Here is an 18,314-nt window from a genome sequence, read left to right as displayed (position 1 = left end):
AGGCCGGCTCACGACCCATTCACCGCGCGCCGCCGACCCTCGCGGCCTGGATCACCGGAGAATCCTGCATGTCCCACACCACACGCCTGCGCCTGCCTCCGCTGCTGCTTGCCCTGGGGCTGGCCACCGCGGCGACCGCTGTTGCCACCGCCCATGCCCAGGTGCCGATGGTGCCCGCCAGCAACGACGGCACCCTGCTGACCATCGCCGCCAGCGCCGACGCGCGCCGGGTACCCGACATCGCGACGCTGTCGGCCGGGGTGATCAGCCAGGCGGCCGATGCACAGGCGGCAATGCGCGCCAATGCCGGGCAGATGGACGGAGTGATGGCCACGCTGCGCAAGGCCGGGATCGCCGAACGCGACATCCGCACCACCGGCGTCAACCTGCACCCGCAGTACCGCCACTCCGAGGACAGTGCGCCGCAGATCACCGGCTACCAGGCCAACAACACGGTCGAGGTGACGGTGCGCGACATCGCGAAGATCGGCCCGACCATGGACGCGCTCGTGGCCAGCGGCGCCAACCACGTCAACGGGCCTTCGTTCTCGATCGACCGTCCGGCCGAAGCCCGCGACGAGGCGCGCCGCGCGGCGCTGGAGGATGCCCGCGCCCGGGCGCGCATGTACGCCGAGACGCTGGGCCTGCGGGTACGCCGGATCGTCAGCATCAGCGAGGGCGCGCCGGGTGGCCCGGCCCACCCGATGGGCATGGCGCGGATGGAGATGGCCTCGGCCGACACTGCGATCTCACCGGGCGAAAACGTGGTCACTGCCAACCTCGAGATCGTCTTCGAACTGGGCAGGTAGGCACCGATGGGCAACGACACACGCAGGACCGCTCCACCCCCGACCGGACCGGAGCCGGAAGACCACCGCGGTTACGCCGAAACCCACCCGCGCGACCGCAAGGACGCCGGGATTTCGCGCCCGAAGCCGCGCGACGAGCGTCCCGAGAGCGGCGGCCCGGAGCGCGGCGGCGAGGACAGCCCGGGCGCCGCCGACGATTGAGCGGCGCCTCAGGCCCGGTGGTAGGGGTGGTTGGCCAGCAGCGCCGCGGCGCGGTAGAGCTGCTCGGCCACCAGCAGCCGCACCAGCATGTGCGGCAGTGTCAGCGGCCCCAGCGACCAGGACTCGTCGGCGCGCGCGATGACCGCCGGGGCATGGCCTTCGGGCCCGCCCACCAGCAGCGCCAGGTCGCGCCCCTGCCCACGCCAGTGTTCCAGGCGCGCGGCCAGCTGCGGCGATGTCCAGGGCCGGCCACGACCGTCCAGGGTGACCACGGTTGCCGACTTCGGCAGCGCCGCCAGCACCCGCTCGCCTTCATCCGCCATCGCCCGCGCGACATCGCGGTTCTTCCCGCGCAGGCCCGGCTGCACCTCGACCAGTTCCAGCGGAAGCCAGTGGTCCAGGCGCTTGCGGTATTCCTCGTAGCCTTCCGCGAGCCAGCGCGGCGGGCGTTCGCCGACGGCGACGAGTCTTGCCTTCATCGGCTTCAGCCGCGCGGGGCGTCGTCGTCCTCGTCGAAGTCGAGCTCGGCGCCGCGGGTAGTCCTGCCGGCCCCCTCGTCCGCGTCGCCGGCTGCATCCACGTCGCCGGCCTCGTCCGCGTCCCCTGCGGCCGCCCTGTCGCCGACCGTCCACAGCCGCTCCAGGCCGTAGAACTCGCGCACCCGCGGCAGCATCACGTGCACCACCACGTCGCCCAGGTCGACCAGCACCCACTCGGCCTCGCGCTCGCCCTCCACGCCCAGGGGCATGACCTCCAGCCGCTTGGCGAAACGCACCACCTCGTCGGCGATCGATTTCACGTGGCGGGTCGAGGTACCCGAGGCGATCACCATGAAGTCGGTGACGCTGCTCTTGCCGCGCACGTCGATCTCCACCACGTCACGCGCCTTCAGTTCCTCGAGGGCCCCGCGCACCGTGTCCAGCAGCGCATCCAGCGCCGGCGGCGGATTCGGGAGGCGGGTCTTGATGACTTGGGCTTGGCTGGTCAAAGGGCGGATCCGTTTCCTGCGGGGGCGGCGATTGTACCGGAGTCAGCGTGTCCGGCCCGTTGCATACAGCCTGTGACGGGCGATGTAGCCGGCGACCGCCGGTGGCACCAGCGACTGCCACGGCTCGCCGGCGGCGATGCGGCGGCGGACCGCGGTCGCGGAACCCGGGTGCAGTGGCTGCTCGAGCCGGAACACCCGCCCGGCCGGTGCCTGCAGCAACGATTGCGGGGCATCCACCCAGCGCCCGCCGAGCGCCGCCTGCAGTTCCGGCGCCAGGCCCGCATCGGCTTCGAGGCCGGGTCGCGCGGCCACCACGAAGTGCGCCAGTCCGAACAACTCGCGCCACTCCCTCCAGCCGGGAAGCCCGTGCAGGCTGTCGGCCCCCACCAGCAGCGCGACCGGCGCGCGCGCACCCAGTTCGGCGCGGATGCCGCGCAGGGTCTCGACGGTCCAGGAGGGGGTGTCGCGGTCCAGTTCGCGCAGGTCGGGCACCAGCCCGGGCTCGCCGTGGAGGGCCAGTTCCAGCATCCGCACCCGGTCCTGCGCGCTCGCCCCCGGTGGCGGGCGATGCGGTGGATCGGACGCCGGCATCATCCGCACCACCGTGCCCAGCCGGTCGCGGGCGTGGCGGGCAATGGCCAGGTGGCCACAGTGGAACGGGTCGAAGGTGCCGCCGTAGAACAGGGCCAGCGGGGCGGGCGCTTCAGGCATCGCCACGGGCCAGCAACCGGCCGGCGCCGCGCTCGGCCACCGCCAGCAGCAGCCGCTCCAGCGCGACCCAGGGATCGCCCGCCAGTCGCCCCTTGGCCATCCGGTCGACCTCGCCCAGGCGCGAGACGAACGCCTCCCAGTGTCCGGTCGCGTGCCGCTCCAGCGCGCGGCGGTAGGCGGCTTCGCGTGCTTTCCAGATTCCGCGCGACTTGAACTCGGCGGCCAGGTTGCCGCGCCCGGCCCGGGCGAGCGCGGCGGTGGTCTGCAGTTCGCGGGCGATGATCGGGACCAGCGCCGGGATGGCCTCGCCCTCGGCGCGCAGCCCGGCAAGCATCCGCGAAACGGCAACCGCCTGCCCGTTCAGGGCCGCCTCGGCCAGGCGGAACACGTCGAAACGCGCGGCATCGGCCACCAGGTCCTGCATGCGGGCGGCATCGAGCTCGCCCCCGTCCGCGTCGGCCAGCAGCGCGAGCTTGTCGATCTCCTGGGCGGCGGCGAGCAGGTTGCCGTCGATGCGTTCGACCAGTTGCTGCACCGCGTCCGCACTGGCACGCAGCCCGCGCGAGCGCAGGCGCTGCGATACCCATCCGGACAGCTCGTGCGGCTTCACCGGCCAGGCGGTCGCCTGCAGCCCGACCCGCGCCAGCGCCTCGCTCCACTTGCCCGCGTGGCGCTTGCTCCATTCGCTGCAGGTCACCAGCAGCACGACGTCCGGCGGCGGATCGGCCGCATAGCGGGTGAAGACATCGGTACCGCGCTTGCCCGGCTTGCCGGAGGGCAGGCGCACCTCCAGCAGGCGCCGGATGGAAAACAGCCCTGGCGCAGCGAAACTGGCCTCCAGCCGGTCCCAGTCATCCTCGCCGGAGCGGCCGTCGAATTCGAACACTTCGCGCTCGCTGATGCCCTGGGCACGCGCCGCCGCGCGCACCGCATCGGCCGCCTCGAGCACCCGCAGGGTCTCCGGACCGGCAATCAGGTAGGCGGGCTGCAGCGGACCGCCGGCGACCCGCGAGGCGAGCTGCTCCGGCGTAGCCTCCATCTCAGCCCGCCGGGACAGTGGCCGGGTCGCCGCCGGATCCGTCGTCTTCCGGCTCCGGGTCGGCAACGGGTGCCCGAACGGGCTCGGGCTCGGGCGCAGTCTCCGGCTCGTCTTCGGCCTCCGGTGGCGGCGCAAGCGCGGCCGCGGCATCCATCGCCGCCTGCGCGGCGTCGGTGGTGCCGGCGAACGGGTCCGGACCGATCATCCGCCCGCCGCGGCCGGCCGCCCCGATCCGGCGCAGCACCGCGGCCGACATCTCCCGCCGCAGTTCGCGCACCAGGATGTCGCGCTCGCCCTCGGTGCCGATCGCATCGCTGGGCACGGAGATGTAGTCGCGGGAAAGCTCGATCGACTGCTGCGGCACCAGTTCGCTGCCGTCGCCATTGCGCAGCTCGAACACCACCGCGTAGCGCAGGCTGAATTCCTGCGCGCGGCCGCGCGAGTCGACGCTGATCGGGGTATCGCCCCAGCGCTCGGCGAGGATGTCGAGTACCGCCGGCGCCGGCTCGCCCGGTCCGGCCGGCACCGCGCCGGCACGCGCCAGCGACTGCGCCAGGGAATCGGCCAGCGGGCTGTAGCGGTCGGGCGACTTGACCATCACCGGGTCCAGGTCCGGAGGCAACACCAGTGCGTCGCGCAACTGGAAGCCGCAGGCGGACAGGGCCGCAACCAGAGCGGACAGGAGGAGGACTCGCAGCGCGGGGCGTGTCATGCGGAGGGTCATGCAGGCGGTCTCGGGCAGGGTGCCGGGAGCGGGAAGGGTGCCACGGGTCAGGCGGCGACGATGTTCACGATCTTGCCCGGCACCACGATCACCTTGCGCACCGCCAGGCCCTCCAGGAACTTCGCCACGTTCGGCTCGGCCAGGGCGGCCGCCTCGGCGGCCTCGCGGCTGGCGGCGGCGGGCACCTGGATGGTCCCGCGCAGCTTGCCGTTGACCTGCACCGCCAGGGTCACCGCGTCCTGCTCCAGCGCCGACGGATCCGGCTGCGGGAAAGGCACGTCCTCGAGCAGGGTCTCGGGATGGCCGAGCACCTGCCACAGCGCATGGCTGGTATGCGGGGTCACCGGGTTGAGCATCAGCACCATGGCCTGCAGTGCCTCGCGCTTGACCGCCCGCCCCTGCCCGCTGTCGTCGCCGAAGCGCGAGACGTGGTTGAGCAGTTCCATCAGCGCGGCGATCGCGGTGTTGAACGCGTGGCGGCGGCCGTAGTCGTCGCCAACCTTGGTGATCGCCTGGTGCAGCTGGCGGCGCAGGGCCTTCTGCGCCGGATCCAGCGCGGCCACGTCCAGCGGCTCCGGCTGCGGGCCGGCGGCATGTACGGCCACCTCGCGCCAGAACCGGCGCAGGAACCGCGCCATGCCCTCCACGCCGGCCTCGTTCCATTCCAGCGACAGCTCCGGCGGGGCGGCGAACATCGAGAACAGCCGCACGGTGTCGGCGCCGTAGCGTTCGACCATCACCCGCGGGTCGACGCCGTTGTTCTTCGACTTGGACATCTTCTCCACGTGCCCGACCTGCACCGGCAGGCCGTCGGCGCGCAGCGTCGCGCCACTGATCCGGCCCTTGCCGTCGCGCTGCACCTCCACCTCGGCCGGGGCGATCCAGTCCTTCGAGCCGTTCGGCCCTTCGCGGTAGAAGGTCTCGGCCACCACCATGCCCTGGGTGAACAGGTTGCGCGCCGGCTCGTCGCTGTCCACCAGGCCCTCGTCGCGCAGGAGCCGGTGGTAGAAGCGGAAGTACAGCAGGTGCAGGATCGCGTGCTCGATGCCGCCGATGTACTGGTCGACCGGCAGCCAGTGGTTGGCGCGCGCGTCGACCTGCTGCGCGGCACCCGGCGAGGTGTAGCGCGCGTAGTACCAGCTGGACTCCATGAAGGTGTCGAAAGTGTCGGTCTCGCGCTCGGCCGCGCCGCCGCACTGCGGGCAGGTGGTCCTGCGCCACTCGGGGTCGGCCTTGATCGGCGAGGCGATGCCGCTGAACTCCACGTCCTCGGGCAGCACCACCGGCAACTGGTCCTCCGGCACCGGGAGCGCGCCGCAGGCGTCGCAGTAGATCACCGGGATCGGGCAGCCCCAGTAGCGCTGGCGGCTGACGCCCCAGTCGCGCAGGCGGAAGTTGACCTTGCGGGTGGCGCGTCCTTCGGCTTCCAGCCGGGCGGCGATCGCGGCGAAGGCCTGGTCGAAGTCCATTCCGTCGAACTCCCCGGAATTGAACAGCCAGCCACGTTCGGTGTGCGCGCCCTGCCCGTCGATGGCGGCGATGAAGTCCTCGACTACCTGCACCGCGGCGCGGGTGTCGTAGGCGTCGATCGAGCCGGCCTTGCCCAGCGCGCTGGTCATCGGATTGTGGTTGCCGCCCACGTCGCGGCGCATTTCCTCCAGCGCGTCGCGCACCGCCGCCGAGGCGACCACCGGCTTCATCGGCAGCCCGTGGGCGTGGGCGAACTCCCAGTCGCGCGCGTCGTGCGCCGGCACCGCCATCACCGCGCCGGTGCCGTAGTTCATCAGCACGAAATTGGCGACGAACACCGGCAGCTCCTCCCCGGTGATCGGGTGCAGCGCGTAGAAGCCGGTGAACATGCCGCGCTTTTCCTGGGTCTCCAGCTCGGCTTCGCTGACCCCGCCGCGGCGCAGTTCGGCGACGAAGGCCGACAGTTCCCCATTGCCGCGCGCAGCGGCCAGCGCGAGCGGGTGCTCGGCGGCCACCGACAGGCAGGTCACCCCCATCAGGGTGTCGGGGCGGGTGGTGAACACCGTCACCGGATCGGCGGCGTTGCCGTCGGCGTCGCGCACGTCGAAGCGGATCTCCAGCCCCTCGGAGCGGCCGATCCAGTTGCGCTGCATGGTCTTGACCGCGTCGGGCCAGCCGTCGAGCGCATCCAGCCCGTCGAGCAGCTCCTGGGCATAGTCGGTGATGCGCAGGAACCACTGCGGGATCTCGCGCTTTTCCACCAGCGCGCCGGTGCGCCAGCCGCGGCCGTCGATCACCTGCTCGTTGGCCAGCACGGTCTGGTCGACCGGATCCCAGTTGACCACCGAGTTCCTGCGGTAGGCCAGGCCCTTCCTCATCAGCCGCACGAACATGCGCTGCTCGTGGACGTAGTAGTCCGGGTCGCAGGTGGCGAACTCGCGCGACCAGTCGATCGCATAGCCCATCTGCCGCAGCTGGGCGCGCATGTGCCCGATGTTGGCCCGGGTCCACTTGGCCGGCGCGGTGTGGTTCCTGATCGCCGCGTTCTCGGCCGGCAGGCCGAAGGCGTCCCAGCCCATCGGCTGCAACACGTTGTAGCCGGTCATGCGCTTGTGGCGGCTGATCACGTCGCCGATGGTGTAGTTGCGCACGTGGCCCATGTGCAGCGCCCCGGACGGGTACGGCAGCATCGACAGGCAGTAGTACTTGGGCTTGCCGGAGGCCTCGTCCACTTCAAAGGCCCGGGTGCGGTCCCAGAACTGCTGCGCGGCGGCCTCCTGCGCATGCGGCGCATAGCCGTGCGCCTCGGCGGAGCTGGAGGGAACTGGGGCTTGGCTGGACACGGCTGGCACACGGTGACGGGGGATCGGAAAGCCTACCCCAGCGCACGCCACGCCCGCCATTCATACACATCCGTGTGCCTACACTGCCGCCCCGCGTAAATCCTGGAGGCCACCCGCGAGTGTCCCGCCTGCGTCCGTTGCGTTATCCCGCCCTCCTGTTCGCCGCCGGGCTGCTCCTGGCGGTCGGTGTCGGCATGGTCTTGGGGCCTGACCGAACTGCGCCAGGGGGTTGACCGCGTCGAGCACTCCTACCGGGTGCTGGTCGCGCTCAACACCGCGCAGGGCCACCTGCGCAGTGCCGAGAGCGCGGCCCGCGGCTATCGCCGCACCGGCGCGCCGGCGCTCTACGCCGAACTCCGCGAACTGGTACCCGACGTCCGCGAGCAGGCCGCACAACTCGCCAGGCTCACCACCGACAACCCGCCCCAGAACCAGCGGGTGCTGCAATGGCAGGAGCTGATCGAGTACCGGCTGCAGGAACTGACTGCCCTGGCCGACGGCGAGACCGGTGGCGCCAGCGCCGACGCTGCCCTGGCCGGGGACGTGCGTGCCGGCACCACCGCGCGCACGAGCGAGGCGGCCACCCGCATCCTGGAAGTCGAGGAGGAACTGCTGCTGGAGCGCCGCGCCATCATCGACGAGCGCACCGGTCGCCTTACCGGCTTCGTAGTGCTCGGCATCGTCCTGCCACTGGTGGTGCTCACCCTGTTGCTGCAGGGTCTGTTGCGCGAGAACCGGCGCTCGCGGCGGCTCGAGCGCGAGGCCCGGAACGCCGCGCTCGAAATGGAGGCTTCGCTGGTCGAGCGCGATCGGGTCACCGAGCAGCACCGGCTGCTCGGCAGCTATACCGGCCTGCTGCAGAGCTGCCAGACGCTACCGGAGGCCTTCGAGCTCACCACTTCGCTGCTGCAGCACCTGTTGCCGCACGCCGGAGGCCACTGCTACGCCCTGGACGCCTCGCGCAACCTCGCCGAGGTGGTGGCGACCTTCGGCACGCCAGTGGCTGCCAGCGCCGAGGTGCTGAGTCCGGACGACTGCTGGGCGCTACGCCGTGGCCAACCACACCGCACTGATGACCGGCACGGGCACGTGACCTGCCGGCATATCGACCGGCCCACGGCGGGCAGCGGTGTGTGGACGCTGTGCGTTCCACTGGTCGCCCAAGGCAACAGCCTGGGCCTGCTGCACGCCAGCGCGCTGGGCAACGATGGCCGGACGGACAATGACACTGCCCTGTTGGAGACGGTCGGCGAGCAGCTCAGCCTGGCGATGGTCAACCTCCAGCTTCGCGAGAGCTTGCGCCAGCAGTCACTGCGCGACCCGCTGACCGGCCTGTTCAATCGCCGCTACCTGGAAACGAGCCTGGAGCGCGAGCTGGCCCGCTGTCGCCGCCGTGGACTGCCGGTATCGGTGTTGATGCTGGACGTCGACCATTTCAAGCTCTTCAACGACACCCACGGCCATGCGGCGGGCGACGCCCTGCTGCAGAAGGTCGCCGGGGTGCTCGCCTCGCAGGTCCGCCAAGAAGACATCGCCTGCCGCTATGGCGGCGAAGAGTTCACCCTGGTGCTTCCCGAAACCGACGCGGCCATGGCAATGGCACGGGCGGAACAGGTCCGCGCCACGGTTGCGGCCACCACCATCACCCACATGGGTCAGCAGCTCGGTCCGGCGACGGTTTCGATCGGCGTGGCCTCCGCACCGGTCAGCGGCAACACGCCGGGCGAACTGCTGGAGGCGGCCGATGCCGCTCTCTACCGCGCCAAGGCCGGTGGCCGCGACCGGGTCGAAGCGGCCTGAGGGCCGGGTTGCAAAGCCGTTGCTGCGGCACCATGTCGCTCTTCGAATTCGCATGCAGGCAGGCAGATGACTCCGGAAAACACCTCTTCGCCGCACATTCTCGACGTCACCACCGAGGCCTTCGAGGCCGAGGTGCTGCAGCGCTCGCTGCAGGTCCCGGTGCTGGTCGACTTCTGGGCCGAATGGTGCGGCCCGTGCAAGCAACTGGGCCCGGTGCTGGAGAAGCTCGCCGGCGAGTACAACGGTGGCTTCGTGCTGGCGAAGGTCGACGTGGACGCGGAGCCGCAGGTCGCCGCGGCCTTCCAGGTCCGCTCCATCCCCACGGTGTTCCTGCTGCGCGGCGGCGAGGTGCTCGACGGTTTCCCCGGCGTGGCCCCGGAGGGCGCGATCCGCGAGATGCTGCAGCGGCACGGCATCGAGCCGGCCCCGGCTTCCCCTGATGCTCTCGAGGGGGCGGCCCCCGCCACGCCGCCTGATCCGGTGGCCGAAGCCGCGCGCCTGCGCGCGGAAGCCGCCGCCAACCCGGACAACGCCGAGCTCCGGCTGGACCTCGCGCTGGCGCTGCTGCAGACCGGCGACCCGGCCGAGGCCGCGCAGTTGCTCGATGGCCTGCCGGCCAACCTGGCGACCGACGACCGCACCCGCAACGCCCGCGCGCACCTGGACTTCGCCGCCGCGCTGAAGGATGCCCCGCCGGCCGCCGCGCTGGAGCAGGCGATCGCCGCCGACGGCGGCGACCTGCGCGCCCGCCACCTGCTCGGCGTCCGCCAGTTGCTGGCCGGCGAACCCGAAGCGGCCCTGGAGCAGTTCATCGAGATGCTGCGCCAGGACCGGGAGTTCGACGGCGGCCTGCCGCGCAAGGCCCTGATCGATGCCTTCCGGGTCATCGACGACCCGGCGCTGGTCGGCAGCTACCGCAGGAAGATGTCGGCTTTGCTGTTCTGAGATGAAGGCCGGCCTGTTCCGCCACGGAATCAACCTGTGGCCGCCGTTCCTCGCCGCCGGCATCCACGTCACCCGGCTCGACGAGGATTACCGCCATGCCCGCGTCGAGCTGCGCATGCGGCCCTGGAACCGCAACTACGTCGGCACCCACTTCGGCGGCAGTCTGTTCGCCATGACCGACCCGTTCTGGATGCTGCTGGTCCTGAACAACATCGGCCGCGACCACCTGGTCTGGGACCAGGCCGGCAGCATCGAATTCGTGCGCCCCGGCCGGGGCACCGTGCACGCCGAGTTCGCCCTGGAGCCGCGGGTGATCGAGGAGCTGCACCATGCCACGGCCGGCGGCGACAAGGCGTTGCGCTGGTTCGACACCGAGGTGCGCGACAGCGACGGCGAAGTGGTCGCCAAGGTGCGCAAGCAGCTGTACGTGCGGCTCAAGCGCGACCGCCGTCCGTGACCTTCACCCGCCCCTAACGCGCCGCGGTCACAGACTCGCGAAATGCTCGCCCGCCCCCGCCGGGGTGGCGGTATGCTTGATCGTCGCGAGGCAGGGGGGCCGCGATGTCGTCCGTGCACACCGAACCGTCGTTGACGCCGATGCCGGAGATCCGCGGCTACCGGCTGCTGCGTGCGCTCAACCACGGCGGCATGTCCACCGTGTTCCTCGCCGAACAGCTTTCACCACCGCGCCAGGTCGCGGTCAAGGTGATGGCGCCCCATGCCCTGAGCGACGAGGTCAGCCGGCGCCGGTTCGAGAACGAGGTGCGTACCATCGCCCGCCTCGAACATCCCCACGTGGTGAGCATCCACGAACTCGGCCGCACCACCGGCGGGCTGCCCTATTACGCCATGCCCTACCTGCCGCGCGGCCACCTGGGCCAGCGCAGCTTCCTCCTGCCTGACGGGACTGCCGACGAGAAGCGGGTGGTCGCGGTGCTGCGGGACCTGCTGTCGGCGCTGCGCTATGCCCATTCGCGCGGCGTGGTCCACCGCGACGTCAAGGCCGAGAACGTCCTGTTCGACGATACCGAGCGGCCGCTGCTGGCCGACTTCGGGGTCGCACTGCGACGGGGCTACGGCCCGCGGGTCACCGCCGCCGGCCTCGCCGTCGGCAGTACCGCCTACATGGCGCCGGAACAGGCCCGTGGCGAGGAGGTCGACGGCCGCGCCGACCTGTACAGCCTCGGGGTACTGGCCTGGGAGATGCTCACCGGGGAACTCCCCTTCCGTGCCGCCGACGCGCTGTCCATGGCGGTGATGCACGCGCAGGACCCGATCCCGCGGCTGCCGCCCGGACTCCGCCACTGGCAGCGCTTCATGAACCACGCGCTGGCCAAGGTCCCGGTGGACCGGTTCACCGATGCCGCGGAGATGGAAGCCAAGCTGGCCCGGGTCGAGCGCCGGCGGCGCTGGCCGCGCCTTGCGGCCATGGCGGAGCGCGGCGGCACCCGGCTGCGCACGGTTCCGCGGATGGCCTGGGGCGTCCCCCTGCTGGCCGCGCTGGTGGTCACCGGGGTATTGCTGGCCAACGGACGCGATGCCGGCGGTTTCCTGGTGGCCGGAGCGCCGGGAAACCCCCTCCAGCTGTCCCCCGATCCCATCGAGGCGATGCTCCAGCCGCTCAGGGAAGCGCCGGTGCAGCTGGCGCTGGAGCAGGCACGCCAGCAGATGCGCGCACGCGACCTGACGACGCCGGCGGGGGCCAATGCCCACGACAGCGTGTTGCGGGCCTGGGAGGCCGAACCGGGCAATCCACAGGTGGTTGCGGTCGCCGGCGAGCTTGCCGGGCTGCTGGGCGCCGAGCTGCTGGCCTCGCTGGACCGCGGCAGCAACGAGCGCGCCATCGACTATGCCGGGCGCATCGACCGCCTGCATGGGCTCACCGGTGGCCCCGGCGAGGATGGTTCGAGGCTGTGGCGCCAGGCCGGGGACCGGCTGGCGGCAAGGATCGACAGCGCCGCGTCGAACGCGGACCCCGCCGCGGCCGGGCGGGCGGTTGAACTGGCACGTGAGTTGGCGCTTCCGCAGGACTTGATCGACGGCCTGGCGACGAAGGCGTCCAGGGTGCCGCGCCGCGGCCAGCCGCTGCCGGGCGATCCTGCCGGCGCGGTGGTCGCCGATGGCGGGATCGCGATCAGCCGGCGACCGGTCAGCCGCGCCGAATACGCGCGCTTCGTATCCGAGACCGGGCGTGAATCCGGCCGCTGCCGACTGCGCGGCTCGGTGCTGCGGGTGCTCTCCCCGCGCGACTGGCGGGATCCGGGATTCGGCCAGGACGAGGACGAGCCGGTGGTCTGCATCTCGCTCGACGATGCCCAGGCCTACGGCCAGTGGTACAGCGGGCACACCGGCCACCGCTACCGCCTGCCCACGACGGCCGATGCCCGCAGCCTCGCGCCCGAAATCAGTGGCCGGCCGCTGTCGCTGTGGCTGGCCGATTGCGGCAGCGACTGCCAGCAGCGGCGCGTCTCGGGCTCCTCGTGGCGCAGCGACGAGGCCGAGCGCCTGCTCGATTCCGGCCGCGGCTACGACGACGTGGGATTCCGCCTGGTGCGCGAACTGTAAGGCCGGTCGCGGCGGCGGTGACCTTTGGCCCATGCTGGCGACCTGCCTGGCCGGCGAGGCTTCGGGAATCCGCCGCCGCACCGGCCAGACAGGAGCCCCCCCTTGACCAGCGCCACCCGCACCCTGCTTGCACTCGCCCTGGCCGCCGCACTCGCGGGCTGCGGCGCGGCGAACGACGCGCCCCCGGCTTCCGGTACCACCAGTGCGCAGGAGGCGTCGGCCAAGGCCGAGCGCCTCGACGCGCTGTACGCCACCTACTGGGAGGAGATGCTCGAGCTCAACCCGCTGGCGGCCACGTTCCAGGGTGACCCGCGCTACAACGACCGGCTTCCCAACTTCCTGTCGCAGGACTTCCGCGACCGCAGCCATGCGTTCACCCAGCGCTGGCTGGCCCAGGTGGAGGCCGTAGGCCCCGACGGGCTGGAAGGCCAGGCCCTGCTGAGCTACGAGATCTTCACCGGCGACCTGCGCGACGAACTGGAGGGCGAGAAGTTCCCCGGCTGGATGCAGCCGGTCAACCAGTTCTACAACATCGCCTCCACCGTGGTGCAGTTGGGCTCCGGTACCGGTGCCCAGCCATTCGCCACGGTCGAGGACTACGACAACTGGCGCACGCGTGCCTCGCAGGTTCCGGTGCTGTTCGAGCAGGCGATCGCCAACATGAAGCAGGGCGTGGAGGCCGGCGTCGTGCAGCCGCGCGCACTGATGGAGAAGGTGCTCCCGCAGCTCGATGCGCTGATCAGGGACCGGGCCGAGGACACCCTGTTCTGGCGCCCGGTGGCGGAGATGCCGGAGGGCATCGACGCCGCCGGGCGCGAGCGCATCACCGGCGAGTACCGCGAGCTCATCGAGCGGCAGCTCATGCCCGCCTACCGGGAACTGCGCCGGTACATCGCCGACGAATACCTGCCGCACGCCCGTGACAGCGCCGGGCTGGACGCACTGCCCGACGGCGAGGCCTGGTACGCCCATCGTGTCCGGATGTCGACCACTACCGACCTGTCGCCGGTGCAGATCCACCAGATCGGCCTGGACGAGGTCGAACGCATCCACGGCGGGATGCACAAGGTCATGGAACAGGTCGGCTTCCAGGGCTCGCTGCAGGAGTTCTTCCAGTTCATGCAGAACGACCCGCAGTTCACCTTCGAGTCCGAGGAGGCGCTGCTGGAGTACTACCGCTCACTCGAGCACAAGGTCGACGAGCGGGTGGGCGAGCAGTTCTCGCTCACCCCGGAGGCGCCGTTCGAGATCCGTCCGGTCGAGCCGTTCCGCGCCCAGTCGGCTGCCGGTGGCTCGTACATGAGCCCCAGCGAGGACGGCACCCGTCCCGGCATCTTCTACGTCAACACCTACGACCTGCCCACGCGCAAGACCTGGGACGCCGAGGACCTGTTCCTGCACGAGGCGATCCCCGGCCACCATTTCCAGATCGCCCTGCAGCAGGAGCTGACCGGCCTGCCGGCGTTCCGCCGCTTTGGCGGGCAGACCGCCTTCATCGAAGGCTGGGGGCTGTACGCCGAGTCGCTGGGTCGCGACGTCGGCCTGTACACCGATCCCTACAGTTACTTCGGCTACCTGCAGAACGAACTGTGGCGGGCGATCCGCCTGGTGGTGGACACCGGCCTGCACAGCAAGGGCTGGACCCGCGAGCAGGTGATCGCCTACATGCTGGAGAACTCCGCCGAGAGCGAGACCCAGGCCACCGCCGAGGCCGAGCGCTACATGGCCATCCCGGGTCAGGCACTCGCCTACAAGCTCGGTGAGCTGAAGATCCAGGAGCTGCGCGACCGCGCGGAGACTGCGTTGGGCGAGGACTTCGACGTGCGCGAGTTCCACGCCGAGGTGCTCAAGGACGGCTCGGTGCCACTGGACGTGCTGGAAGCCAAGATCGATCGCTGGATCGCGGCGCAGGGCTGATCCGGGGCGCGGCCGACACGGGTACCGCCAGTATCTGCGTCAGCCGTTCCGGCGCCATGGGACGACCCAGCAGGTAGCCCTGCAATGTGTTGCAGCCCAGCCGCGTCAGCAGTTCCTGCTGTTCGCGGCTCTCCACTCCCTCCGCGACGATCTTCATGTCCAGCGTCTTGCCGAGGGCGATGATGGCCGAGATGATCGCCGCGTCATCGTTGCCCTGCGCCAGTTCGGTGACGAACCCGCGGTCGATCTTCAGCTCGTTCGCCGGCAGCCTCTTGAGATAGAGCAGGCTGGAGTAGCCGGTACCGAAGTCGTCGATGGAGATGTTGACGCCCAGCTGCGCCAGCTGCTCGAGAATGGCAAGGCTCGCCTCCGCATCGCGCATGGCGGTGGACTCGGTGATTTCCAGCGTGAGATGGCGTGCATCCAGGGCGTGCCGCGTCAGGGCATCGCGCACGCTGTCGACCAGCCCGGAGTGCGAGAGCTGCACCGTCGAGAGGTTGACCGCCACGGTCCAGTCGCCATGTCCCTGCTCCTGCCAGCTCCGCATCTGCCGGCATGCCTCGTCGATCACCCATGCACCGATCGGCACGATCAGGCCGGTGCGCTCCGCCAGCGGCAGGAAGCGATCGGGCGGGAGCAGCCCCTGCCCGGGATGCTCCCACCGCAACAGCGCCTCGACACCGGTGACCGGGCCGCTGGGAGCGATGAACTTGGGCTGGTAATGCAGCCGGAACTCCTTGCGCTCCAGCGCCCGCATCAGTTCCTGGTGCAGCTGGCGCTGCTGGTGCGCAGTCGTGTTCATGGCGCTTTCGAAGAAGCAGTAACCGTTCCGCCCCTGCTCCTTGGCGTGATACATCGCGGCATCGGCGTTGACCATCAGCTGGTGTGCCGTGGCGCCGTCCGACGGATGCACCGCGATGCCGATGCTGGCCGACACGGTCAGTGGTGCTCCCCTGATCGTGTAGGGCGCCACGATCTCGTCCACCAGGCGTTGTGCCAGCGCCGCGGCATCCTCGGGTTCGCCCGCTCCCAGCAGCAGCACGAACTCGTCGCCACCCAGGCGCGCGGCCGTGTCCCCTCCACGCTTGGTCCGCAGGATGCGCTGCGCCACCCCGGCCAGAAGCTCGTCACCGGCATGGTGACCATACACGTCATTCACCGCCTTGAACCCGTCGAGATCCATGAACAGCACGGCAAAACAGGTCGCGTCGCGTTGTGACTTGTGGATGGCCTGCTCGAGGCGGTCCTCGAACAGGACCCGATTGGGCAGTCCGGTGAGATTGTCGTGCAGCGCCAGCCGGAGCAGGTCGCTGTTGGCCTGGTCGAGCGAGCTCGCAAGCCTGGCGGTGCGCGCGTCGAGCATCGACACGACCAGCGCAATGGCAATGACCGCAAGCGTCACCACGATGACCAGCACGGCCAGCCAGTTGGCATCGATACCGCTGTTGGCCGCACCGCATATGCTGCCTTCGGGAAACCGCGCCGCGGCCATGCCCGTGTAGTGCATGCCGACGATGGCGCAGCCCATGACCAGGGAGGCGCCGACCCGGGCATGGCGTGCGTGCCGCCCACCGCTGCGCAGCCGGAAGGCGATCCAGAGCGCCGCACCGGATGCCAGCACCGCGATGACGACCGACAGCACGAAGAATGCCGGGACGTAGACGATGCCCGGCGACATGAGCATCGCCTCCATGCCCAGGTAGTGCATGGTGGCGATGCCGGCGCCCATGAGCAGGGCACCGAGGACGAGCCGTGGGACGGGCAGCGTGCGCCGGCATACCAGCCAGAGCGCGAAAGCCGACGAGGCGATGGCGGCCAGCAATGAAACCGCGGTCAGCCCCAGGTCGTATCCCAGTTCGATCGGCAGGCTGAAGGCCAGCATGCCGATGAAGTGCATCGACCAGATGCCCAGTCCCATGGCGATCGAGCCACCCAGCAGCCAGAGCCGCGCCGCACGCCCTTTGCTGCTGGCAACCCGGGATGCCATGTTGAGTGCGGTGAAGGACGCGAGGATCGCGACAACGAGCGATGCAACGACCAGCAGGTCGTCGTGGGAACTGGGAAGCATGGGGGAACTCGTCTTCCGGGGACCGTACGACGGGGTGTGGTCCAGCGGGGCGGTGACTATACGCCCGCGTCCCGGTTGTGGATCCTGTCCCGGGAGCGCTTCGCTTCCCCCGGGCTACGCGCTGTTCATGATCGTCAACACTCTCCGTGCTCCGCTTACCCGGGCTGCGGGCGGGCGATAGAATCAGGTCCATCCCCCACGCAGGACCCGATTCCATGCACGAACGCATCCGCCACGCCGGCCTGGCAGAGCGCCTGATGTCGGCCGGGCAGGCCGCGGAACTGATCCAGCCCGGCATGACCGTCGCCATGAGCGGCTTCACCGGCGCCGGCTACCCCAAGGCGGTCCCGCAGGCGCTGGCGGCACGGATGGAGAAGGCGGCCGCGGCAGGCAGTCCGTTCCGGATCAAGGTGCTGACCGGCGCCTCCACCGCGCCGGAACTCGACGGCGCACTGGCCCGGGTCGAGGGCATGGAGCTGCGCCTGCCCTACCAGTCCGACCCCAACGTGCGCGAGCGGATCAACGCCGGCACCCTGAACTACATCGACATCCACCTCAGCCACGTCGCCCAGCACACCTGGTTCGGCTTCTTCGGCGACATCAACGTGGCGGTGATCGAGGCCGCGGGCATCCTGGAGGACGGACGCCTGATCCCGTCCTCGTCGGTCGGCAACAACAAGACCTGGCTGGACCTGGCCGACAAGGTGATCGTGGAGGTCAACCGCTGGCAGCCCGAGGCGCTGGACGGGATGCACGACATCTACTACGGCACCGCCCTGCCCCCGAACCGCAAGCCGATCCAGATGACCCGGCCCGACGAGCGCATCGGCGAGCCCTACCTGCGGGTGGACCCGGCCAAGGTGATCGCCGTGGTCGAGACCGACGCGCCGGACCGCAACTCCCCCTTCAGCCCGCCCGACGAGGCCTCGCGGCAGATCGCCGGGCACCTGATGGACTTCTTCGCCCACGAGATCAGGCGCGGCCGGCTGACCGACCGCCTGCTGCCGCTGCAATCGGGCGTGGGCAACATCGCCAATGCGGTGCTGCTGGGCCTGGCCGATGCCGGCTACCAGGGCCTGACCGCCTACACCGAAGTGATCCAGGACGGCATGCTCGAGTTGCTGAAGAACGGCACCCTGCGGATGGCTTCGGCAACCTCGTTCTCGCTCAGCCCGGCGGGCATCGAGGCGTTCAATGCCGACGTGGAGTTCTACAGCAAGCGCATCCTGCTGCGCCCGCAGGAGATCTCCAACCATCCGGAACTGATCCGCCGGCTGGGCTGCATCGCCATGAACGGCATGATCGAGGCCGATATCTACGGCAACGTCAACTCCACCCACATCGCCGGCAGCCGGATCATGAACGGCATCGGCGGCTCGGGCGACTTCGCCCGCAACGGCTATCTGTCGTGCTTCATGTCACCGAGCACGGCCAAGGCCGGGAAGATCTCGGGCATCGTGCCCATGGCCAGCCACGTCGACCACACCGAGCACGACACCATGGTGATCGTGACCGAGCAGGGGCTGGCCGACCTGCGCGGGTTGGCACCGAAGCAGCGCGCGAAACTGGTCATCGAGCGCTGCGCGCACCCGGACTTCAAGCCGCTGCTGCAGGACTACTTCGACCGCGCCAGCCGCGAGAGCTACGGCAAGCACACCCCGCACCTGCTGGGCGAGGCGCTGTCGTGGCACGAGCGCTTCGTGCGGACCGGGTCCATGAAGGCGTAGATAAAGC

Annotated in this window: 14 protein-coding genes and 1 pseudogene; 8 read left to right on the top strand and 7 right to left on the bottom strand. The window is 70.5% G+C overall.

Annotation, left to right across the window (positions count from 1 at the left end; translation table 11 throughout):
- Positions 1-68: 68 nt before the first annotated feature.
- Together LY625_RS11055 and LY625_RS11050 are read left to right on the top strand one after the other, a co-directional pair.
- Entirely contained in the window at positions 69-809 is a 741-nt protein-coding gene (locus tag LY625_RS11055) for an SIMPL domain-containing protein (RefSeq protein ID WP_233740267.1), read from the top strand.
- A gap of 6 nt (positions 810-815) precedes the next feature.
- The gene (locus LY625_RS11050) at positions 816-1,010 is read left to right on the top strand and encodes a hypothetical protein (RefSeq protein ID WP_233740266.1); all 195 of its coding nucleotides are present in this window, start codon (positions 816-818) and stop codon (positions 1,008-1,010) included.
- Positions 1,011-1,018: 8 nt separating this feature from the next.
- Here LY625_RS11050 and rlmH read toward each other — a convergent pair whose 3' ends face one another.
- The 6 genes and pseudogenes from rlmH to leuS form a co-directional block, all read right to left on the bottom strand.
- Positions 1,019-1,489 (bottom strand): 23S rRNA (pseudouridine(1915)-N(3))-methyltransferase RlmH, encoded by a 471-nt coding sequence (gene rlmH, locus LY625_RS11045; RefSeq protein ID WP_233740265.1) that lies wholly within the window; start codon positions 1,487-1,489, stop codon positions 1,019-1,021.
- Between the two features lie 98 nt (positions 1,490-1,587).
- Positions 1,588-1,998: pseudogene (gene rsfS / locus LY625_RS11040) on the bottom strand (ribosome silencing factor); the annotation flags it as partial.
- Between the two features lie 42 nt (positions 1,999-2,040).
- Positions 2,041-2,709, bottom strand: a complete 669-nt coding sequence (nadD, locus tag LY625_RS11035) for a nicotinate-nucleotide adenylyltransferase (protein WP_233740264.1) — start codon at positions 2,707-2,709, stop codon at positions 2,041-2,043.
- Positions 2,702-3,748, bottom strand: a complete 1,047-nt coding sequence (gene holA, locus LY625_RS11030; protein WP_233740263.1) for a DNA polymerase III subunit delta — start codon at positions 3,746-3,748, stop codon at positions 2,702-2,704. Before holA ends, nadD begins: the two co-directional genes overlap by 8 nt.
- A gap of 1 nt (position 3,749) precedes the next feature.
- Positions 3,750-4,460, bottom strand: a complete 711-nt coding sequence (lptE, locus tag LY625_RS11025) for an LPS assembly lipoprotein LptE (protein ID WP_233740262.1) — start codon at positions 4,458-4,460, stop codon at positions 3,750-3,752.
- A gap of 59 nt (positions 4,461-4,519) precedes the next feature.
- On the bottom strand, positions 4,520-7,285 hold the full coding sequence (gene leuS, locus LY625_RS11020) for a leucine--tRNA ligase (RefSeq protein WP_233740261.1): 2,766 nt from the start codon (positions 7,283-7,285) through the stop codon (positions 4,520-4,522).
- A 186-nt stretch (positions 7,286-7,471) separates the two neighbouring features.
- Between leuS and LY625_RS11015 the strand changes: the two genes are divergently transcribed.
- The 5 genes from LY625_RS11015 (at position 7,472) to LY625_RS10995 (ending at position 14,512) form a co-directional block, all read left to right on the top strand.
- Positions 7,472-9,085, top strand: a complete 1,614-nt coding sequence (locus LY625_RS11015; RefSeq protein WP_233740260.1) for a GGDEF domain-containing protein — start codon at positions 7,472-7,474, stop codon at positions 9,083-9,085.
- 66 nt (positions 9,086-9,151) lie between these two features.
- Positions 9,152-10,030 carry a thioredoxin gene (gene trxA, locus LY625_RS11010; RefSeq protein ID WP_233740259.1) on the top strand — a complete coding sequence of 293 codons (879 nt, stop codon included), beginning with the start codon at positions 9,152-9,154 and terminating at the stop codon, positions 10,028-10,030.
- Position 10,031: 1 nt separating this feature from the next.
- Complete coding sequence (locus LY625_RS11005; RefSeq protein WP_233740258.1) at positions 10,032-10,487, top strand: DUF4442 domain-containing protein; 456 nt, start codon at positions 10,032-10,034, stop codon at positions 10,485-10,487.
- A 104-nt stretch (positions 10,488-10,591) separates the two neighbouring features.
- Complete coding sequence (locus LY625_RS11000) at positions 10,592-12,595, top strand: bifunctional serine/threonine-protein kinase/formylglycine-generating enzyme family protein (RefSeq protein ID WP_233740257.1); 2,004 nt, start codon at positions 10,592-10,594, stop codon at positions 12,593-12,595.
- A 102-nt stretch (positions 12,596-12,697) separates the two neighbouring features.
- A complete protein-coding gene (locus tag LY625_RS10995) occupies positions 12,698-14,512 on the top strand; it encodes a DUF885 family protein (RefSeq protein WP_233740256.1) in 1,815 nt (604 codons plus the stop codon).
- Here LY625_RS10995 and LY625_RS10990 read toward each other — a convergent pair.
- Positions 14,442-16,580 carry a bifunctional diguanylate cyclase/phosphodiesterase gene (locus LY625_RS10990; protein ID WP_233740255.1) on the bottom strand — a complete coding sequence of 713 codons (2,139 nt, stop codon included), beginning with the start codon at positions 16,578-16,580 and terminating at the stop codon, positions 14,442-14,444. The genes LY625_RS10995 and LY625_RS10990 overlap by 71 nt on opposite strands.
- 215 nt (positions 16,581-16,795) lie before the next feature.
- On the opposite strand from LY625_RS10990, the gene LY625_RS10985 reads away from it, so the two are divergent.
- On the top strand, positions 16,796-18,307 hold the full coding sequence (locus LY625_RS10985) for an acetyl-CoA hydrolase/transferase family protein (protein WP_233740254.1): 1,512 nt from the start codon (positions 16,796-16,798) through the stop codon (positions 18,305-18,307).
- Positions 18,308-18,314 lie beyond the last annotated feature (7 nt).

Origin of the sequence: Lysobacter sp. GX 14042 (assembly GCF_021390425.1) — a bacterium.
GTDB lineage: Bacteria > Pseudomonadota > Gammaproteobacteria > Xanthomonadales > Xanthomonadaceae > Novilysobacter.
The sequence above is the reverse complement of the archived record's forward strand: the minus strand, read 5'-3'. Positions and strand labels throughout refer to the sequence as shown.

Coding starts and splice junctions, on each gene's coding strand:
- LY625_RS11055 (WP_233740267.1), top strand. CDS start 69: ATGTCCCACACCACACGCCTGCGCCTGCCTCCGCTGCTGCTTGCCCTG.
- LY625_RS11050 (WP_233740266.1), top strand. CDS start 816: ATGGGCAACGACACACGCAGGACCGCTCCACCCCCGACCGGACCGGAG.
- rlmH (WP_233740265.1), bottom strand. CDS start 1,489: ATGAAGGCAAGACTCGTCGCCGTCGGCGAACGCCCGCCGCGCTGGCTC.
- nadD (WP_233740264.1), bottom strand. CDS start 2,709: ATGCCTGAAGCGCCCGCCCCGCTGGCCCTGTTCTACGGCGGCACCTTC.
- holA (WP_233740263.1), bottom strand. CDS start 3,748: ATGGAGGCTACGCCGGAGCAGCTCGCCTCGCGGGTCGCCGGCGGTCCG.
- lptE (WP_233740262.1), bottom strand. CDS start 4,460: ATGACACGCCCCGCGCTGCGAGTCCTCCTCCTGTCCGCTCTGGTTGCG.
- trxA (WP_233740259.1), top strand. CDS start 9,152: ATGACTCCGGAAAACACCTCTTCGCCGCACATTCTCGACGTCACCACC.
- LY625_RS11005 (WP_233740258.1), top strand. CDS start 10,032: ATGAAGGCCGGCCTGTTCCGCCACGGAATCAACCTGTGGCCGCCGTTC.
- LY625_RS11000 (WP_233740257.1), top strand. CDS start 10,592: ATGTCGTCCGTGCACACCGAACCGTCGTTGACGCCGATGCCGGAGATC.
- LY625_RS10990 (WP_233740255.1), bottom strand. CDS start 16,580: ATGCTTCCCAGTTCCCACGACGACCTGCTGGTCGTTGCATCGCTCGTT.
- LY625_RS10985 (WP_233740254.1), top strand. CDS start 16,796: ATGCACGAACGCATCCGCCACGCCGGCCTGGCAGAGCGCCTGATGTCG.